Annotated in this window: 17 protein-coding genes and 1 riboswitch; of the genes, 10 read left to right on the top strand and 7 right to left on the bottom strand. The window is 26.6% G+C overall.

Going from position 1 to position 16,122, the window contains the following annotated elements; genetic code table 11:
- Positions 1 to 18 precede the first annotated feature (18 nt).
- The 6 genes from mutL to AC4FRL_RS02215 all read left to right on the top strand — a co-directional run bounded on the left by mutL (position 19) and on the right by AC4FRL_RS02215 (position 6,043).
- Positions 19 to 1,980, top strand: a complete 1,962-nt coding sequence (gene mutL / locus AC4FRL_RS02190) for a DNA mismatch repair endonuclease MutL (protein WP_491138413.1) — start codon at positions 19 to 21, stop codon at positions 1,978 to 1,980.
- A 17-nt stretch (positions 1,981 to 1,997) separates the two neighbouring features.
- Positions 1,998 to 2,930, top strand: coding sequence for a tRNA (adenosine(37)-N6)-dimethylallyltransferase MiaA (gene miaA / locus AC4FRL_RS02195; RefSeq protein WP_491138414.1), 933 nt, complete (start codon positions 1,998 to 2,000; stop codon positions 2,928 to 2,930).
- Between the two features lie 43 nt (positions 2,931 to 2,973).
- A complete protein-coding gene (gene hfq / locus AC4FRL_RS02200) occupies positions 2,974 to 3,216 on the top strand; it encodes an RNA chaperone Hfq (protein WP_491138415.1) in 243 nt (80 codons plus the stop codon).
- A gap of 103 nt (positions 3,217 to 3,319) precedes the next feature.
- Positions 3,320 to 4,600, top strand: a complete 1,281-nt coding sequence (locus AC4FRL_RS02205; RefSeq protein ID WP_491138417.1) for a methionine gamma-lyase family protein — start codon at positions 3,320 to 3,322, stop codon at positions 4,598 to 4,600.
- Between the two features lie 184 nt (positions 4,601 to 4,784).
- The gene (locus AC4FRL_RS02210) at positions 4,785 to 5,690 is read left to right on the top strand and encodes a coiled-coil domain-containing protein (protein WP_491138418.1); all 906 of its coding nucleotides are present in this window, start codon (positions 4,785 to 4,787) and stop codon (positions 5,688 to 5,690) included.
- Positions 5,691 to 5,755: 65 nt separating this feature from the next.
- Positions 5,756 to 6,043: a hypothetical protein gene (locus AC4FRL_RS02215; protein ID WP_491138419.1), complete on the top strand. Its 288-nt coding sequence runs from the start codon at positions 5,756 to 5,758 to the stop codon at positions 6,041 to 6,043.
- A 167-nt stretch (positions 6,044 to 6,210) separates the two neighbouring features.
- On the opposite strand, the gene lexA is transcribed toward AC4FRL_RS02215, so the two are convergent.
- On the bottom strand, positions 6,211 to 6,822 hold the full coding sequence (lexA, locus tag AC4FRL_RS02220) for a transcriptional repressor LexA (RefSeq protein ID WP_491138421.1): 612 nt from the start codon (positions 6,820 to 6,822) through the stop codon (positions 6,211 to 6,213).
- A gap of 167 nt (positions 6,823 to 6,989) precedes the next feature.
- On the opposite strand from lexA, the gene AC4FRL_RS02225 reads away from it, so the two are divergent.
- Positions 6,990 to 7,382: a hypothetical protein gene (locus AC4FRL_RS02225; RefSeq protein ID WP_491138423.1), complete on the top strand. Its 393-nt coding sequence runs from the start codon at positions 6,990 to 6,992 to the stop codon at positions 7,380 to 7,382.
- Positions 7,383 to 7,437: 55 nt separating this feature from the next.
- On the opposite strand, the gene AC4FRL_RS02230 is transcribed toward AC4FRL_RS02225, so the two are convergent.
- A complete protein-coding gene (locus tag AC4FRL_RS02230) occupies positions 7,438 to 8,442 on the bottom strand; it encodes a tyrosine recombinase XerC (RefSeq protein WP_491139516.1) in 1,005 nt (334 codons plus the stop codon).
- A gap of 837 nt (positions 8,443 to 9,279) precedes the next feature.
- Positions 9,280 to 9,498 carry a DUF3892 domain-containing protein gene (locus AC4FRL_RS02235; protein WP_491138425.1) on the bottom strand — a complete coding sequence of 73 codons (219 nt, stop codon included), beginning with the start codon at positions 9,496 to 9,498 and terminating at the stop codon, positions 9,280 to 9,282.
- A gap of 140 nt (positions 9,499 to 9,638) precedes the next feature.
- On the opposite strand from AC4FRL_RS02235, the gene ilvA reads away from it, so the two are divergent.
- The gene (ilvA, locus tag AC4FRL_RS02240; protein ID WP_491138426.1) at positions 9,639 to 10,838 is read left to right on the top strand and encodes a threonine ammonia-lyase; all 1,200 of its coding nucleotides are present in this window, start codon (positions 9,639 to 9,641) and stop codon (positions 10,836 to 10,838) included.
- A gap of 32 nt (positions 10,839 to 10,870) precedes the next feature.
- On the opposite strand, the gene AC4FRL_RS02245 is transcribed toward ilvA, so the two are convergent.
- Complete coding sequence (locus AC4FRL_RS02245) at positions 10,871 to 12,346, bottom strand: amino acid permease (protein WP_491138428.1); 1,476 nt, start codon at positions 12,344 to 12,346, stop codon at positions 10,871 to 10,873.
- Between the two features lie 123 nt (positions 12,347 to 12,469).
- Positions 12,470 to 12,644, bottom strand: a riboswitch (Lysine riboswitch).
- Between the two features lie 179 nt (positions 12,645 to 12,823).
- Here AC4FRL_RS02245 and AC4FRL_RS02250 point away from each other — a divergent pair.
- Positions 12,824 to 14,041 carry a dicarboxylate/amino acid:cation symporter gene (locus AC4FRL_RS02250; RefSeq protein WP_491138429.1) on the top strand — a complete coding sequence of 406 codons (1,218 nt, stop codon included), beginning with the start codon at positions 12,824 to 12,826 and terminating at the stop codon, positions 14,039 to 14,041.
- 60 nt (positions 14,042 to 14,101) lie between these two features.
- Here the strand turns inward: AC4FRL_RS02250 and AC4FRL_RS02255 are convergent, their stop codons facing one another.
- Entirely contained in the window at positions 14,102 to 14,434 is a 333-nt protein-coding gene (locus AC4FRL_RS02255; RefSeq protein WP_491138430.1) for a hypothetical protein, read from the bottom strand.
- 272 nt (positions 14,435 to 14,706) lie between these two features.
- Between AC4FRL_RS02255 and AC4FRL_RS02260 the strand changes: the two genes are divergently transcribed.
- A complete protein-coding gene (locus tag AC4FRL_RS02260) occupies positions 14,707 to 15,351 on the top strand; it encodes a YczE/YyaS/YitT family protein (protein WP_491138431.1) in 645 nt (214 codons plus the stop codon).
- A 29-nt stretch (positions 15,352 to 15,380) separates the two neighbouring features.
- Here AC4FRL_RS02260 and AC4FRL_RS02265 read toward each other — a convergent pair whose 3' ends face one another.
- Both AC4FRL_RS02265 and AC4FRL_RS02270 read right to left on the bottom strand, forming a co-directional pair.
- A complete protein-coding gene (locus AC4FRL_RS02265) occupies positions 15,381 to 15,599 on the bottom strand; it encodes a hypothetical protein (protein ID WP_491138432.1) in 219 nt (72 codons plus the stop codon).
- Between the two features lie 62 nt (positions 15,600 to 15,661).
- Positions 15,662 to 16,045, bottom strand: coding sequence for an NUDIX hydrolase (locus tag AC4FRL_RS02270; protein WP_491138433.1), 384 nt, complete (start codon positions 16,043 to 16,045; stop codon positions 15,662 to 15,664).
- Between the last annotated feature and the right edge of the window lie 77 nt (positions 16,046 to 16,122).

The raw sequence follows: 16,122 nt of genomic DNA on the forward strand, positions 1-16,122 counted from the left end.
AAGGAGCTGGTATAGATTTTGAATAGAATAAATATTTTAAATGCAGATACAGCAAATAAAATTGCAGCAGGAGAGGTTGTTGAAAGACCCTCTTCTGTTGTTAAGGAACTTTTAGAAAATTCATTAGATGCAGAGGCTAAAAATATAACTATAGAAATTCAAAATGGTGGAGAAACACTTATAAAAATAATAGATGATGGGATTGGAGTACATCCTGATGATATTGAAAAAGCTTTTAACCCCCATGCAACTAGTAAGATAAAAGACACCTATGATATTTTTAGTATAAATACTCTTGGTTTTAGAGGAGAAGCTCTTCCTAGTATCGCTTCAATCTCAAAGGTTAACTTTAAAAGTAAGAGAGATGACTTTGATATTGGAAAAGAACTTATAATAAATGGAGGAGAAAAGGAAGCTTTAATAGATTGTTCTATGAATAGAGGAACTAAGGTAGAGGTTAAAGATTTGTTTTTTAATGTTCCTGCTAGAAAGAAATTTTTAAAAACAACAGCTAGAGAAAGTGCTTTAATAAATGATTTAGTAAACAGAATTGCTCTTTGTAATCCTGAGGTTTCTTTTAAGTTATTTAATAATAACAAAAAAGTTTTAAATACCTATGGTAATGGAAAATTAATAGATGTTATAAGAACTATTTATGGAAAATCAACTGCAGAAAATGTAATATATTTTGAAGAACATAAAGATACAGTATCAGTTTATGGTTTTATAGGTAATGATACTTTAGCAAGAGCCTCTAGAAATAATCAAAGTATTTTTGTAAATAAAAGATATGTAAAAAATAAAAGTTTAACTGTAGCTGTTGAAAATGCTTTTAGGTCTTTTAATGTTACTGGAAAGTTTCCTTTTTTTGTTTTATTTATAGATACTTATCCAGAACTTATAGATGTTAATATACATCCTACAAAATCAGAGATTAAATTTAAAGATGAAAGATTTATATTTAAAGTTGTTTTTGATGCTGTTCACTTAGCTATGAGAGAATATGTAAAAGACACCTTTATAATTGAAGAGGAAGAAGATAGGAAAAAGGAAAATATTAAAGAAGAGGCTATTCAAGAAAGTTTAGAAAAGGAAATAAGTACTTTAGAAAAGTTAAAGGAAAATATAGCTTATAAATTAAAAGAAGATAGTCTAGAAGATGATTCAAAAGTTAAGGAAGTTTCTTTGCCAGTTGACTTTTTAATAAAGGATAAGAATATATTACAAGAAAATTCTATAGATAATACCTCTTGTAAAGAAATTTTATCAAATAAAGAAAATATCTATGAACCTATTCTTATAAAAAATGAACTGACAGATAGATTAAGTGAAAGTTTAGAAGAAGTTAAAATTAAAGATAGAGAGCATTTAGAAGATTTACCTTATAATAAGGAAGCTAAATTTCCAAAACTTAGAGTTATTGGTCAATTTAATAAAACTTATATAATTGCTGAACATAATTCTACACTTTATTTAATAGATCAACATGCAGCTCATGAAAAAATTTTGTTTGAAAAATATTCCTTAGATATAGCTAAAAAAAATGTTGAAATTCAACCCTTAATGGTTCCTTTAATTATAGATTTACCTATAGATGATTATCTTTATTATGATGAAAATAAAGATATTTTTGAAAAGGCAGGCTTTAAGATAAGTGATTTTGGCGATAACTCTATAAGAGTTGAAGAGGTACCTTACTTTTTAGATAAATTAAATCCAAAGGAATTAATAATAGCTATTATAAACAATTTAAAAAGAATGGGTAGTGGGCAAACTTTAGAAGTTAAGTATAATAAAATAGCTTCAATGTCATGTAGAGCAGCAGTTAAGGCAAATGATACTTTAAATTTATTAGAAATGGAAAATTTAATAGAAGATTTAAGATATATAAATGACCCTTTTCACTGTCCACATGGTCGTCCTACCATAATTAAATTCACTAGTTATGAATTAGATAAGAAGTTTAAAAGAATAACTTAAGGAGAGATAAATTTTAAATGAATAATGATTTACTTATTATTGCAGGACCAACAGCTATAGGGAAAAGTGACCTTTCAGTAGCTTTAGCTAAGAAATTAAATGGAGAAATAATATCTGTTGATTCTATGCAAATATATAAACATATGGATATAGGCTCAGCTAAAATATCTAAGGAAGAAATGATGGGAATACCTCATTATTTAATAGATTTTGTTGACCCTAATAAGGAGTTTTCAGTTGCAGAATTTAAAGAGTTAGCTACGGAAAAAATTAAAGATATACAAAGCAGAGGTAAACTTCCAATATTAGTTGGAGGAACTGGTTTATATATAAATTCAATAATATGCAATATGAATTTTGCAGAAAGTGAAAAAGATGAAGAGTATAGAGAAGAACTTGAAAAGATAGCTAATGAATATGGAAATGAGTATTTACATGAAATGCTAAAGGATATTGATTTAGAAAGTTATAATTCAATCCATTTTAATAATAGAAAAAGAGTTATTAGAGCTTTAGAAACTTACAAGTTAACTGGAAAGCCTTTTTCTTCTTTTAAAGCTAAGAATAGTATTTATGAAACTCCATATAATATATATTATTATGTACTTAATATGAATAGAGAGAAACTTTATGAAAGAATAAACAAAAGAGTTGATATAATGTTTGAAAAAGGACTTTTAGAAGAAGTTAAAAAGCTTAAAAATATGGGACTAAAAGATACAATGCAATCAATGAAAGGTATTGGATATAAGGAAGTTTTATATTACCTTGATAATAAAATTTCTAAAGAAGAATGTATAGATATGATAAAACAAGGTAGTAGAAATTATGCAAAACGTCAACTTACTTGGTTTAGAAAGGATCCTAGAGCTATATTTATAGATAAGGATAAATTTATTTCTGAAGAGGCTATTTCTAACAAAATTATTAATGACATAACAAATGCTTAGGTTTATAATTAAATTATATTAAAAATTTATGGAGGGCAATAGAATGAATAAGTCAATCAATAACCTACAAGATATATTCTTAAACAATGCAAGAAAGGAAAGAATTCCTGTAACAATATTTTTGGTAAATGGTGTTCAGTTAAAGGGTATAGTTAAAGGGTTTGATAGCTTTACTGTGGTTTTAGATAGTGAAGGAAAACAACAATTAGTTTATAAGCATGCTATAAGCACAGTATCACCAGCTAAACCAATATTATTTAATAACGCGCAAGTTTATGACAATTAATATATAAAAAATAGGCAACCTATTTTAAGAGGTTTGCCTATTTTTTTTCTATATGTTAAGATTTATAAATGTACGATATTTTTAATAATGCGGGGGTATAATAATGCTTAGTGCAACTATAGAATTACTAAAAAAACAATATGGTTTTACAGAGGAAACTATAACTTTTTATAACAAGGCTATAATTGATGTAGAAAATGAATTTAAGATATATGATGAAATAAGAGAATATAACCAATTAAAAGTTCTTAAAGCTTTTCAAGAGGAAAGAATTTCAGATAGTCATTTTACAAATTCAACAGGATATGGTTATGGAGATATTGGAAGAGATACTTTAGATTTAGTTTATGCTAGAATATTTAATACTGAAAAAGCTTTAGTTAGACCACATTTTGTTAATGGAACTCATGCTTTAGGTACTGCTTTATTTGGAAATTTAAGACCTGGAGATACTATGTTAGCTGTAACAGGCAGTCCTTATGATACTTTACATAGTGTAATTGGTATAAGTGGAGAGGAAAATATAGGTTCTTTAAAAGAATATGGTGTTAATTATAAGCAAGTTGACCTTTTAAATGGCAAGATAGACATAGAAAAAGTTTTAGAAATAATTAAAGAAGACAAAACTATAAAATTAATACATATGCAAAGATCTACAGGATATGGATGGAGAAATGCATTTCAAGTTGAAGAATTAGGAGAGGCTATTAAAGTAATTAAAGAATTAAGAGAAGACTTAATAGTATTTGTTGATAACTGTTATGGAGAATTTATAGATATAATAGAGCCAACAGATGTTGGTGCAGATTTAATGGCAGGTTCTTTAATAAAAAACATAGGTGGAGGTATAGCACCAACAGGTGGATATATTGTTGGAAAAGAGAAGTATGTAGAGCAAGCTTCTTATAGACTTACTGTCCCTGGAATAGGAGCAGAATGTGGATGTACCTTTGGTGTTATGAAAGATTTTTATCAAGGATTATTTTTAGCACCTCATGTTGCTATAGAAGCTTTAAAAGGTGCTATATTCTGTGCTAGAATAATGGAACTTGCTGGTTTTGAAGTGCTTCCTAAGTATAATGAAAAGAGAAGTGATATAATTCAAGCTATAAAATTTAATGATAAAGAAAAGCTTATTAAGTTCTGCAAAGGAGTTCAGTATGCTTCTCCAATAGATTCTTTTGTTGAATGTGAGCCATGGGCTATGCCAGGATACTCAGATGAAGTTATTATGGCGGCAGGGGCATTTATTCAAGGTTCTTCTATAGAACTTTCAGCTGATGCACCTATTAGAGAACCATATATAGCTTATCTACAAGGTGGATTAACTTTTGACCATGCGAAAATTGGAGTGTTAATAGCATTAAATAATATTTTTAAGTAAAAAATATTATTTATAAATTAGAAAATAGGTTATTATTAATAATTTAATAATAACCTATTTTTTTTATTTTTATAGAAATAAAAATTTATTTAATATATAATTAAATAAAGGGTAAATTATTTGAAATTTGTAATACATATAATGTATTGCATTGTGTATTACTTTAAAAGAAAGGAAGAACGTTTTGGAAGATAATAAAAATAAAGAATTAAAAGTAAAAAGTTTTAGAGTTACTGAGGAAACCTTTGATAAATTTAAAAAAATAGCTTCTGATGAATTTGGGAATCAAGGACAATGTTTAGATGCTTTAATTTCTCTTTATGAGTTAGAAAATTCTAAGGCTACTTTAGTTGAAAGAAAGTTAGAGATAGAATCCTTTCAAGATTATTTAAATAAGATAAATCAATTGTTTTTAACTTCTTTGCAAATGAGTGAAGATGCTAGTAAAAGAGCGGAAGAGGAATTTGTTAAAAAACTTTCTATAAAAGATGTTACTATAGAGAGATTGCAGAGAAGAGAGGAAGAACTTTTAGATAAGGATAAAAAAATAAAAGAAGAAAATAAGGAAAAAGAAAAGGAAATAGGTAACCTTAAAGAGAGTATAAAGATTTTAGAAAAAGATAAAAGTACTTTATCTCAATTAGTTTCTAGAAATTATGATTTAATCGAGAAAAATAAAGAAGAAATAAGTTATTTAAAGGGATTAGAAGGACTAAAAGAGGAAAATGAAAAATTAAAAAATCAGGTTGAAGAGGAAAAAGAAGTTATAAAAGATAAGGAAAATAAAATAAAATCTTTAAAAATTGAAAAAGAAGCCTTTGAAGAAAAATTAACTTTTTATATAGAGAAAGAAAAAGAGTATAAAGAGGAACTTATCTCCTTAAAATCTTTTATAGATTCTTTAAGAAAGGACCATAAAAAAGAAATTGAATTATTAGAAAATAAATATTCTAATGCTATAATAAAAGCAGAAGAGAAAATGAAGTTAGATTTTGAAAGGAGAGTAGAATTAGAAAGAAAGTCCTTAGAATTAGATATAAAAACATTAAAATATGAAAAAGAATTATTAGAAAACAAGTTAAAATCTTAATTTATTAAATTAAAGAAATTCCTAGGAAAGTGTTTGAATTTATAGAATAAATAAAAGGAGGAGTTATGAGAAAGGTAAGATATTTTTTAACTCCAGAAGCTTATGGCTCAAATGGAGAATTCATAGATAAAATTGGTACATTAGGAGATTTAGTAGTTGATACTGGAATGCTATTAAGGCCTCAATTTGATAAAACTATTCCTAGTATTAAAATATTAAATTCTTTATTTCGAAAAGGGTGGTGCCCAAGAAGTGCTGAGTGGGAGCCTTTTGAAATAGATTTACATGAATATAATGAATTAGTTGAATATCTTTTAAGTTTACATTTAAACAAACCATATAAATTAGAATAATTCAGATGATTTATTTAAATATAGTATATATAATTTTGTATATAAATTTTTAATAGAATGGGGATTAATATTAAGTTAATAGTAAGAATATAAAAAAATGTAGGGAAATTTGTTTTTTCACAAATTTCCCTACATTTTCTGTAAAAAACTTACATGTATTTTTTTATTTAATAAGCTCTATAAATACCTACTAATTTTCCAAGAATAGAGCAGTTTTCAACTATTATAGGTTGATAATTTTTATTTTCAGGTTGAAGTCTTATAAATTCATTTTCTTTAAAAAATCTTTTTATGGTAGCTTCGTTTTCTATTAAAGCTACAACAATATCACCATTTGAAGCTATATTCTTTTGTTCTATTATTGCTAAGTCTCCATCTAATATTCCTGCCTCTATCATACTATCTCCAGTAACCTTTAAAATAAATAAATCATTATTATGTTTTACGTAATTTATAGGCATTTGGAACATATCCTCTATATTTTCTGTAGCTAAAATAGGCATTCCTGCTGTAACTTTACCTATAATAGGAATATCTATTAGCTCTTTATCTTCCTTAGATAATTCTATAATTTCTAAAGCTCTTGGCTTAGTTGGATCTCTATATATTAACCCTTTTTTTTCTAATCTTTTTAAATGACCATGTACAGTTGAAGTTGATTTTAAGCTTACAGCTTGACAAATCTCCCTTACTGAAGGTGGATAACCTTTTGATTTTGTAAATTCAATTAAAAAGTTGTATATTTGAGTTTGTTTATCTGAATTTTCATTAATAATCATAGCAATTGCACCTCACGATTCTTTGGTAATATTATACCACAGTAGAAGAAGTATGGCAAACTTATGTTCTCATGTCTATAAAAACTAATTTTAATTAACTTTTATTTGATAAAGAATAATATTTTTGTTATAATGAAAAGATGATTTTTAAGTAAGAGGTGAACTTTATGGATAAAAAAGTATTTAACAATGATGATTACTGCGATATATATAAAGGTAGAATTTGCGATAATTGTGGTGATTGTTTAGAAATGGAAGGAATAGATACAAAGGCCATAAGAATAGCTGATATAGCAAAGGAAGTTGAGGAGAATAAGAAAATTGAAGAAACTCTAAAAAGACTTGTTGAAAAAGAGAGGGAAGAGGAAGAAGAAGACTTTGAGGAAGCTCTTACAGAGGAAACTTGGGAAGAATACTTAGCTAAGCAAGAAGATTATGAAGATGCTTTTGAACATATTGAATATCTTGAAGATATAGATTTTAATGATGATTTAACTATGGAAGAAATGACTGAAGAAGTTTTTCCAGGGGTTAGAAAACTTAAAATAAAAGATAAATAAAGAAAAAATGATAAAAACAAGGCGCTAGAACATATGTTCTAGTACCTTGTTTTTATCATTTTAAATTAGAGAGTGGATTTGTTTTTACTGCCTCTCTTAATCTTTCATCATCTACATGAGTATATATTTGAGTTGTTGATATATTTTCATGACCTAATATATTTTGCAAACTTCTTATATCTACATTTCCGTACTTATACATAAGAGTTGCTGCTGTATGTCTAAGTTTGTGAGGAGTATATTTTTGATCTTTAAATCCTGCATTTTCTATATGTTTTTTAACTAAAATTTCAACACTTCTTTTATTTATAGGTCTATATTTACTTGATAAAAATAAATATTTTTTTGATTCCTCACTAGCTTTAGAATCATTTCTATTATTTAAATAATTTTCTATAGATTTAATAGAAGCCTCATTTAAATAAACGGTTCTTTCTTTATCTCCTTTTCCTATAATTGTTAAAGTATCTCCTTTGATTTTATCTATTTCTATATTACAAAGTTCTGATAATCTCATTCCACAATTTAAAAATAAAGTTAATATGCAATAATCTCTGTAATAATTTTTATTTTTTTTATCCATAGAGTTTAAAACAGCTATGCTTTGTTCTAAGGTTAAATAGACAGGATGCCTTTTATTTATTTTAGGAGATTCTAATTCTTCTGTAGGGTTTTCCTGGATTAACTTTAGTTTTGAACTTAAAAATTTAAAAAATGATTTTAAGGTTGCTACTTTTCTAGCTCTAGCATAAGTGCTATTATTTCTAACTTTTTCTAAAAATGCTAAGAATGAATATATATCAGATAAACTTATATTTTTTATAAAATTATCATCTAAGTTAGAGGCATCAACTTCTTCTATATTTTCAAAGGATATATTATTTTCTAAACCTTTATAAATTTTTAAAAATTTAAAAAATAAGCCTAAATCAACAGAGTAGGCATCTACAGTATTAATTGATTTTCCTTTTATGTTTTCTAAGTAATTTAGAAATTCAATAACTCTTTTAGGATGCTTCGATTTCTCTAAAAAATCAAATTTGAAATTTTTATTATCTATAATTTCTACTTTAGAATCATTTTTCAAATTTGTTTTTTTAACAGAATCGATGTTGTTTTTTTCTTTTATTAAATCATCTAAAGCAAGTTCTTTTATCCATCTTTTTATAATTCTTTCATTTACTTTGTAAATTTTAGAAAGCTCCTTAAAAGAAAGATTTCTTTTAAATGTCAGTATATAAATATCTTCTATTAATTCTTCATAGTTTCTATTTATATTTTGAGAATCGTAATAATTATATATTTTATCTAAATTATCTAAATCAGAGTTGCTTAATTCCACCTTTAGTAATTCTTTTATATCATTAGGATACTGAAAATTTTTGAAATGATTTTCTTCTTTAATCATAGTAAAATTCCTTTCAAAACTATTTTATGAGTAAATTTTAGCATGTTTTTGGTTGAAAATCAAAACAACTTCGCTAAATGTATATTTAGCGAAGTTGTTTTGGGGTAATTTTAACAAAATATACCAAAAATATTTATTATATATAAAAACAAATAAAACTTATAAAGATTTTATAAAAATCATAACCAACTTTTGCTTTAGTTTATACCTTTTATCTCACACTAACTTTTTTAATATATGTCTTTTAAATTAAAAGAATGTATATTAAAAAAATAATATATTACGAAAAAGAATTTTGTTTTTAAAATTAAATTGTTTTTATTCACCCTTCTATCTCTTCAAATATTTTTAGCGAAGTTATAAAGTAATACTTTAAGTAAACATATGTGTGTATTACTTTTTGTTTAATTAAGATATTGCTTTTAATGATAAAAATAAAAATTAGAATTAATATATAATTTCTATATTAATTCTAATTTTTTTATAGTATTATGATAATTCATAAAGATTATTATTTTCTTTTCCATCTGGTATGCTTCTTAAATAAGCTTCTCCATTCTTTGAATGGGATATTATAACCCCTTGAATTTTACCCTCTTCTGCAAGTTTAACACCTTCTGCTTTTGAAACAGTTTTTCCACTACTTAATATATAATCTGTAATCTCTCCATTATTATTTTTCTTTACTTTAACTATTTTATTAGCCATATAAATACTACACTCCTTTTGAACTATTTTTATATTATTTTATATAAAATTTAAAAATTTATGCTCTGTAAAAAATGGTAGTTATTTGTTATAATTAAAGTATAAAAGGTTTACATTAAGAGAATTAAGAGGTGATTATTTTGTATTTAGAAAAAATTAATAAAGCAAAAAAAACTATAGAGGATGTAGTTATAAAAACACCTTTAATATATAGTGAGGTGTTTTCTAGAAAATCAGGTAACAATGTTTATATGAAATGTGAAAATCTACAATTAACAGGAGCTTACAAAATAAGAGGTGCTTTAAATAAAATAAGATCTTTATCAGAGGAAGAAAAAGCAAATGGAGTTGTTTGCTCCTCTGCAGGAAACCATGCTCAAGGTGTAGCCTTTGCAGCAAAACAAGCTAATGTTAAAGCTACTATTGTAATGCCAAAAACTACTCCTTTATTAAAAGTTCAATCAACAAAAGATTTAGGTGGAAATGTTGTATTATCAGGATATGTTTATGATGATGCCTTTAATGAAGCTAAAAGGATAGAAGAAGAACAAGGAGCATTATTTATTCATCCTTTTAATGATATTGATGTAATTTGTGGACAAGGCACTGTAGCCTTAGAAATATTTGAAGATTTAAAAGATGTAGATGTTATTCTTTGCCCAATTGGTGGAGGTGGCTTAATAAGTGGAGTTACTTTAGCTGCTAAAGCTTTAAATCCAAAGGTTAAAGTAATAGGTGTTCAAGCTGAAGGTGCTAATGCTATGGTTAAGAGTTTTAAAGCTGGAGAAGTTATAGCTTTAGATTCTGTTGATACTATTGCAGATGGAATTGCTGTAAAGAAACCTGGTGATTTAACTTTTAAATTTATAAAAGAATATGTAGATGACATAATAACTGTATCAGACCATGAAATTGTTGAAGCTTTCTTTACTTTAAGTGAAAAACATAAACTTTTAGCAGAAGCTTCTGGTGCTGTAACTTTAGCTGCTTCATCTAAGATAGATTTTAAAGGTAAAAATGTAGTTTCTATAATAAGTGGTGGTAACATAGATATGGTTACAATAACTTCTTTAATAAATAGTGCCTTAGTATCTAAAGGAAGACTTTTTGCATTTAGCTTAGAAGTTCCTCATAAACCAGGACAAATACTAAAAATTGCTAAAGTTCTTGCAGATATAAATGCAAATATAGTAAAACTTGAACAAGATCATTTCAAAGCAACAGATGCTCTTAAAAATATGGTTGTAGAAATAGCTTTAGAAACAAATGGTCATTCTCATATAGAAGAAATAAAAAAAGCTTTAATAGATAAAGGATATATAATAAAACAAATATATTAAAATAAAAAGAGGTACTAAAAAGTACCTCTTTTTTAGTAAACTAAAACTTCTTCTTCCTCTTCTAAAGTTTCTTCTTTATTGATAGGTTCTACACTTAAATCAACTTTATCTAAAGGAACTATTTTAGTTTTATGTTTTATTTTATAGTAAGCAAATAATCCAAAGAATAAAGGTAAGCCAATATATGATGATATTAAACCACCCCAGTCTACTCCGTTTCTTACATCTAAGTATGCATAACCTTGACCTAAAACTATAACGCCACATAAAATTAAAGCTATTATAGGTCCTAGCGGGAATAATTTAGCTTTATAAACTAATTTATTTAAATCTTTTCCTTGTGCTACATAGGCTTTTCTAAATCTATAATGACATATTGCAATGCCAAGCCATGCTATAAAGCCTGATAAACCTGATGCTGCAACAAGCCATACATAAACTGTATTTTCAGCATAAATTCCAGTTAAGAAACATAAACTTGCTATTATTGTTGTTACTATAATAGCATTAACAGGAACTCCTCTAGAATTTGTTTTTTCAAAAATTTTAGGAGCCATTTTATTTTTAGCCATGGCATAAAGCATTCTGCTTGAAGCATACATTCCTGAATTACCTGCTGATAAAACAGAAGTAAGTATTATAGCATTCATAATAGAGGCAGCACCAGCTAAACCTAATTTCTCAAATACTATTGTAAATGCACTTGTTTCTACACCAGCTTGAGCATTTGGAACTAAAGCTCCAATTACCAAAATTGTTCCTAAATAAAATAATAATATTCTCCAAAAGATTGTATTAACTGCTTTAGGTACATTTTTTTCAGGGTCTTCACTCTCTCCAGCTGCAACTCCAACTAATTCTGTTCCTTGAAATGAAAATCCAGCTATTAGAAAAATCATAAAAATTGATTTTGCTCCTCCTATAAATGGTCCACCATTTTCATAAAAGTTTTTAAAACCAACTTTTTCTCCACCTAATATTCCAAAAATCATAAGTACACCTACAATTAAGAATATTATAACAGTAGCTACTTTCACAGCAGCAAACCAAAATTCAGATTCTCCATAAGCTTTAGCAGATAATAAATTAAGAGTTAATATAATTACTAAGAATAATGCACTCCAAACTATTGCTGGAACATTAGGAAACCAAAACTTCATTAATAAAGAACCTGCAACCATTTCAGCGGCTATTGTTATAGCCCAGTTATACCAGTAATTCCATCCTAAGGCAAATCCTAAGGCAGGGTCAACAAATTTTGTTGCATAGGCTCCAAAAGAACCCGTCTCTGGCATATAAGTTGCCATTTCCCCTAAGCTTGTACATAAAAAATATACCATGATTCCAATAATTCCATAAGCTACAAAGGCTCCACCAACACCAGCTTGATGAAGAGTATCTCCCATTGCTAAGAAAATTCCTGTTCCTATAGCACCTCCCATGGCAATCATACTAAGATGTCTTGACTTTAAACCTCTTTTTAGATTAGTATTTTGTTCTTGACTCATTTTTAGTCCTCCTTATGGTTTTAATAATTAAGCCATAAGTGATAACTAAGTTTTCGCTAACAAAAGAAACCCTTAAGCGTGTTTCATGCTTAAGGGTTCGTAAAGTTATATACAATACTCTTCTTTCATGATAGCACACCACAAAATAAATTGTGACAGTGTTACATATATTATATGTAACCCCAACCTATTAGAATTAAAGCATTTTCTAAAGGTTTCGGCGAATCATCCTTTCACTTTGCTTCAACGTGCTTACCTCTGCAAAGATACTTTTAATCATCGCGCCTCTATCTCAGTTATTCACTTTCTATTAACAATTATGACATTAAATTTCCAATTAGTCAATATTTTTTTAACAATAAGCTATAAAAATTAAAAAACTAGTCTTTAATTATTGACTTTAAATATGTGTTATAGTAATATGTACTCATACAGAAAACACTTGTATTTTCATAAAATACAAAAGAGGGGGCTATTATGAAAAACTTATCACTAATAAAAAGAATTATTTTTGCCATAGTTTTAGGAATAATTATAGGAATTACTTGTTCCTATATTAATTTAGATATACCAATTAGAATACTTATGACCTTTAACTCTATTTTTGGAAATTTACTTAGCTTTTTAATTCCACTTATAATTGTTGGATTTATAGTACCTGGTATAGCATCCTTAGGGAGTAAATCAGGTAAGGGGCTTTTTATAACAACTTTAATATCTTATTTATCAAATTTTTTAGTTGGACTTATTGCTTTTTTAGTTGGGAAGCTATTACTTCCTATGTTTATAATAAGTGCTTCATTAGATACTAATACTTCAAGCATTAAACCTTACTTTTCAATAGATATTCCACCAATGTTTAGTGTTATGTCAGCTTTAGTTTTTGCATTTTTATTAGGTATAGGAATATCAAGAATAAAAAATAGTTATCTTTTAAAAGTATCAGAGGAATTTAATCATGTTATTTCATTAGTTATAAAAAATCTATTAATACCTTTAGTACCTATTTATATTCTTTCAATTTTTTCAAAATTAAGTTATAGTGGTGAAATATTTACTACACTAAAATCTTTTGGTCTTGTATATTTAGTTTTATTTTCAATACAAGGAATATATTTATTTACTCAATATTTATTAGCAGGTACTTTAAAAAGAAAAAATCCAATTAAGTTAATTAAAAATATGTTTCCAGCATACATGGCAGCTTTAGGAACTCAGTCTTCAGCTGCTACAATACCAGTTACTTTAAGTTGTGCTAAAAACAATAATATAGATAAGGATGTTGCAGATTTTGTTATTCCTCTAGGAGCAACTATAAATTTAGCAGGAGATACTATTACTTTAGTGCTTTGCTCTATGGCTGTAATGTATATGAAAGGACAAACTCCTACTTTTTCTCTTATGATTCCTTTTATTTTTATGTTAGGAATAACTATGGTTGCCGCTCCAGGAGTCCCTGGAGGTGGGGTTATGGCAGCCTTAGGTCTTTTAGAGGGGATGCTAGGCTTTGGAAATATAGAAAAATCATTAATGATTGCACTTCATGCAGCACAAGATAGTTTTGGAACTGCTATTAATGTAACTGGAGATGGTGCTATAGCTATAATAGTAGAATTTATACTTAAAAGAAAAAATAAAAAGGATAAAAAAGAAAATATTAAGGAAGAATTTATTCCAAAAGTAAGTTGTAATTAATAGAATATCCATACTAAAGTAAAAACTATACCATAAAATTTTATGGTATAGTTTTTATCATTATTTTAAAGTTATATTGCTTTTAGGAAATAATTGATTGTATAAAGAATCAAATCCTTCATCAGCTAAAAAAACCTCAGTATTATCATTTACGTAAAACTGACTCATAGTATTCATTATAAGTTCATATTTTTTTAAATTTCCTTCTTCTAATAAAACTTCATAAAGATATGCTAAATGATTTTGCATATATTCTTGAATTTCAGTAACTTCCTCTTTAGAAATTTTATTTTCTTTACAAAGTTTATTTATAGGTCCATTTTTAAAAATAAAATATGTTGAATCCTTTGCTATTTTAGCAATATGTTCCTTAGGTTTTAAATTATTATTCATATGTTCACCTCTTTACTTTAATCTAATAATTATAAAATAAATTATACCATTTTTCAAACTACTTAATTATAGTAAATCAGTAATAATTTATTGATTTTATTACTTAAAGATTAATATTTTTATGGATTTGTTAAAATTATTTGACATATAAGTTAACAATGGTTATAATCATTGTGTTTGGTTTTCTTTTAAGTTTTTAAATACACATTAAATATTTTAAATTCACATTCAAAATACGATTCACAAAACTCAAAACAAGGAGTGTATTAAAAATGAAGAAAGAAAAATTTATTCCTAAACTTATATTTTTCTTATTAGGAATGGCAATTATACAATTAGGTGTTGTAATATTTTTATTAAGTGGAGCTGGTTCAGATCCATTTACAGTATTTACTCAAGGGCTTTCAAAAGCTTTAAATATTTCTACTGGAAATGCTAACATGATAATACTTGTTGCTTTAGTTATTTTAATATTTATTGCAGATAGAAAACAGCTTAAAATAGGAACTTTCGTTTTAGTTGTTGTTGTAGGTCCTACAATAGATGCTATAATGGGAATATTACATAAGTTCGGATTAGATACTTACCTTAGTGACTTTAATTTATTTACAAAATGTATAATTGTAGCTTTAAGTTGTGTAATAATAGCTATAGGTTTTTCATTCTTAGTAAGTACAGAATTAGGAGTTGCACCAAACGATTTAGTTCCTCTTATTATAAGAGATAAAACTAATTTCCAATACCGTTGGATACGTATCGGCTTAGATTTAAGCTTTCTAGTAGTTGGTTATTTATTAGCTGGTGTTGTAGGTCTTGGAACAATTATAGCAGTACTTTTCACAGGTCCAGCAATACAATTTTTTATGCCACCATGTGAAAAAATTGTGCATAAATTTATAGGTAAAAATGCTGCTTAAAATAAAAACAGTCCAAAAGGACTGTTTTTTTATATTTCTTGATATTTAGTTATTAATTCTACTAATTCATCACAAAATTCATCATACTTTTCTGTAGGATGTTTTACTGTGATTGTAATCTCTTCACCGATTTCTACTTTTTTTTGCTCAGGCGAAAATGTAAATGCCAAGGTATCTTCTCTGTTATATATAGGTTTTATAGTAACATGAAAATCTTCTCCTAAAATTTTCTTTCTTAATAATGTCATAATAATCACCTCACGGTTTTATTATAACAACAAAAGAAAAACATGCCAATGTTAGCATGTTTTTATATAGTATCAAAAAAAGCATTTATCTTTTCTAATTCCCCATTTGCAAAAGTATAGTCATTTAAATCATCTTTGTTTATCCATTTATATGCAGTTATATTTGCACCACAAGTGATTTTTTCTTTTAAAGAACCTGTAAAAACTCTTAAAGACTCCTCTTCATTAAGGTTAAAATCACATAGTTGATTTAAATCAAAGACTATAGTCTTTAAATCTTCCTTTATTGCTCTATTTGCACATTTTTCTGGAGTTTCTTTCCCCTTAATTTTTCTCTCAAAAACATACCATAGATTTTCTTCTGATTTTTTTCCTTTTCTTTTTGAAATTAAAATATTATTGAAATCATCCTTTATAATAATAGAACAAAATTTAACATTACTCATATAGTCTTCCCCCTTTTACACCATTCGCTTTTTATATACATATTATAGCAAATTCTAAGAAAAAATTCTTGGAATTT

It is taken from the genome of Clostridium sp. TJA032, from assembly GCF_058310275.1.

Coding starts and splice junctions, on each gene's coding strand:
- AC4FRL_RS02225 (WP_491138423.1), top strand. CDS start 6,990: ATGGATAAAAAAGTATTTAACAATGATGATTACTGCGATATATATAAA.
- AC4FRL_RS02235 (WP_491138425.1), bottom strand. CDS start 9,498: ATGGCTAATAAAATAGTTAAAGTAAAGAAAAATAATAATGGAGAGATT.
- AC4FRL_RS02250 (WP_491138429.1), top strand. CDS start 12,824: ATGAAAAACTTATCACTAATAAAAAGAATTATTTTTGCCATAGTTTTA.
- AC4FRL_RS02270 (WP_491138433.1), bottom strand. CDS start 16,045: ATGAGTAATGTTAAATTTTGTTCTATTATTATAAAGGATGATTTCAAT.
- AC4FRL_RS02260 (WP_491138431.1), top strand. CDS start 14,707: ATGAAGAAAGAAAAATTTATTCCTAAACTTATATTTTTCTTATTAGGA.
- AC4FRL_RS02265 (WP_491138432.1), bottom strand. CDS start 15,599: ATGACATTATTAAGAAAGAAAATTTTAGGAGAAGATTTTCATGTTACT.
- AC4FRL_RS02255 (WP_491138430.1), bottom strand. CDS start 14,434: ATGAATAATAATTTAAAACCTAAGGAACATATTGCTAAAATAGCAAAG.
- hfq (WP_491138415.1), top strand. CDS start 2,974: ATGAATAAGTCAATCAATAACCTACAAGATATATTCTTAAACAATGCA.
- miaA (WP_491138414.1), top strand. CDS start 1,998: ATGAATAATGATTTACTTATTATTGCAGGACCAACAGCTATAGGGAAA.
- lexA (WP_491138421.1), bottom strand. CDS start 6,822: ATGATTATTAATGAAAATTCAGATAAACAAACTCAAATATACAACTTT.
- AC4FRL_RS02245 (WP_491138428.1), bottom strand. CDS start 12,346: ATGAGTCAAGAACAAAATACTAATCTAAAAAGAGGTTTAAAGTCAAGA.
- AC4FRL_RS02215 (WP_491138419.1), top strand. CDS start 5,756: ATGAGAAAGGTAAGATATTTTTTAACTCCAGAAGCTTATGGCTCAAAT.
- AC4FRL_RS02205 (WP_491138417.1), top strand. CDS start 3,320: ATGCTTAGTGCAACTATAGAATTACTAAAAAAACAATATGGTTTTACA.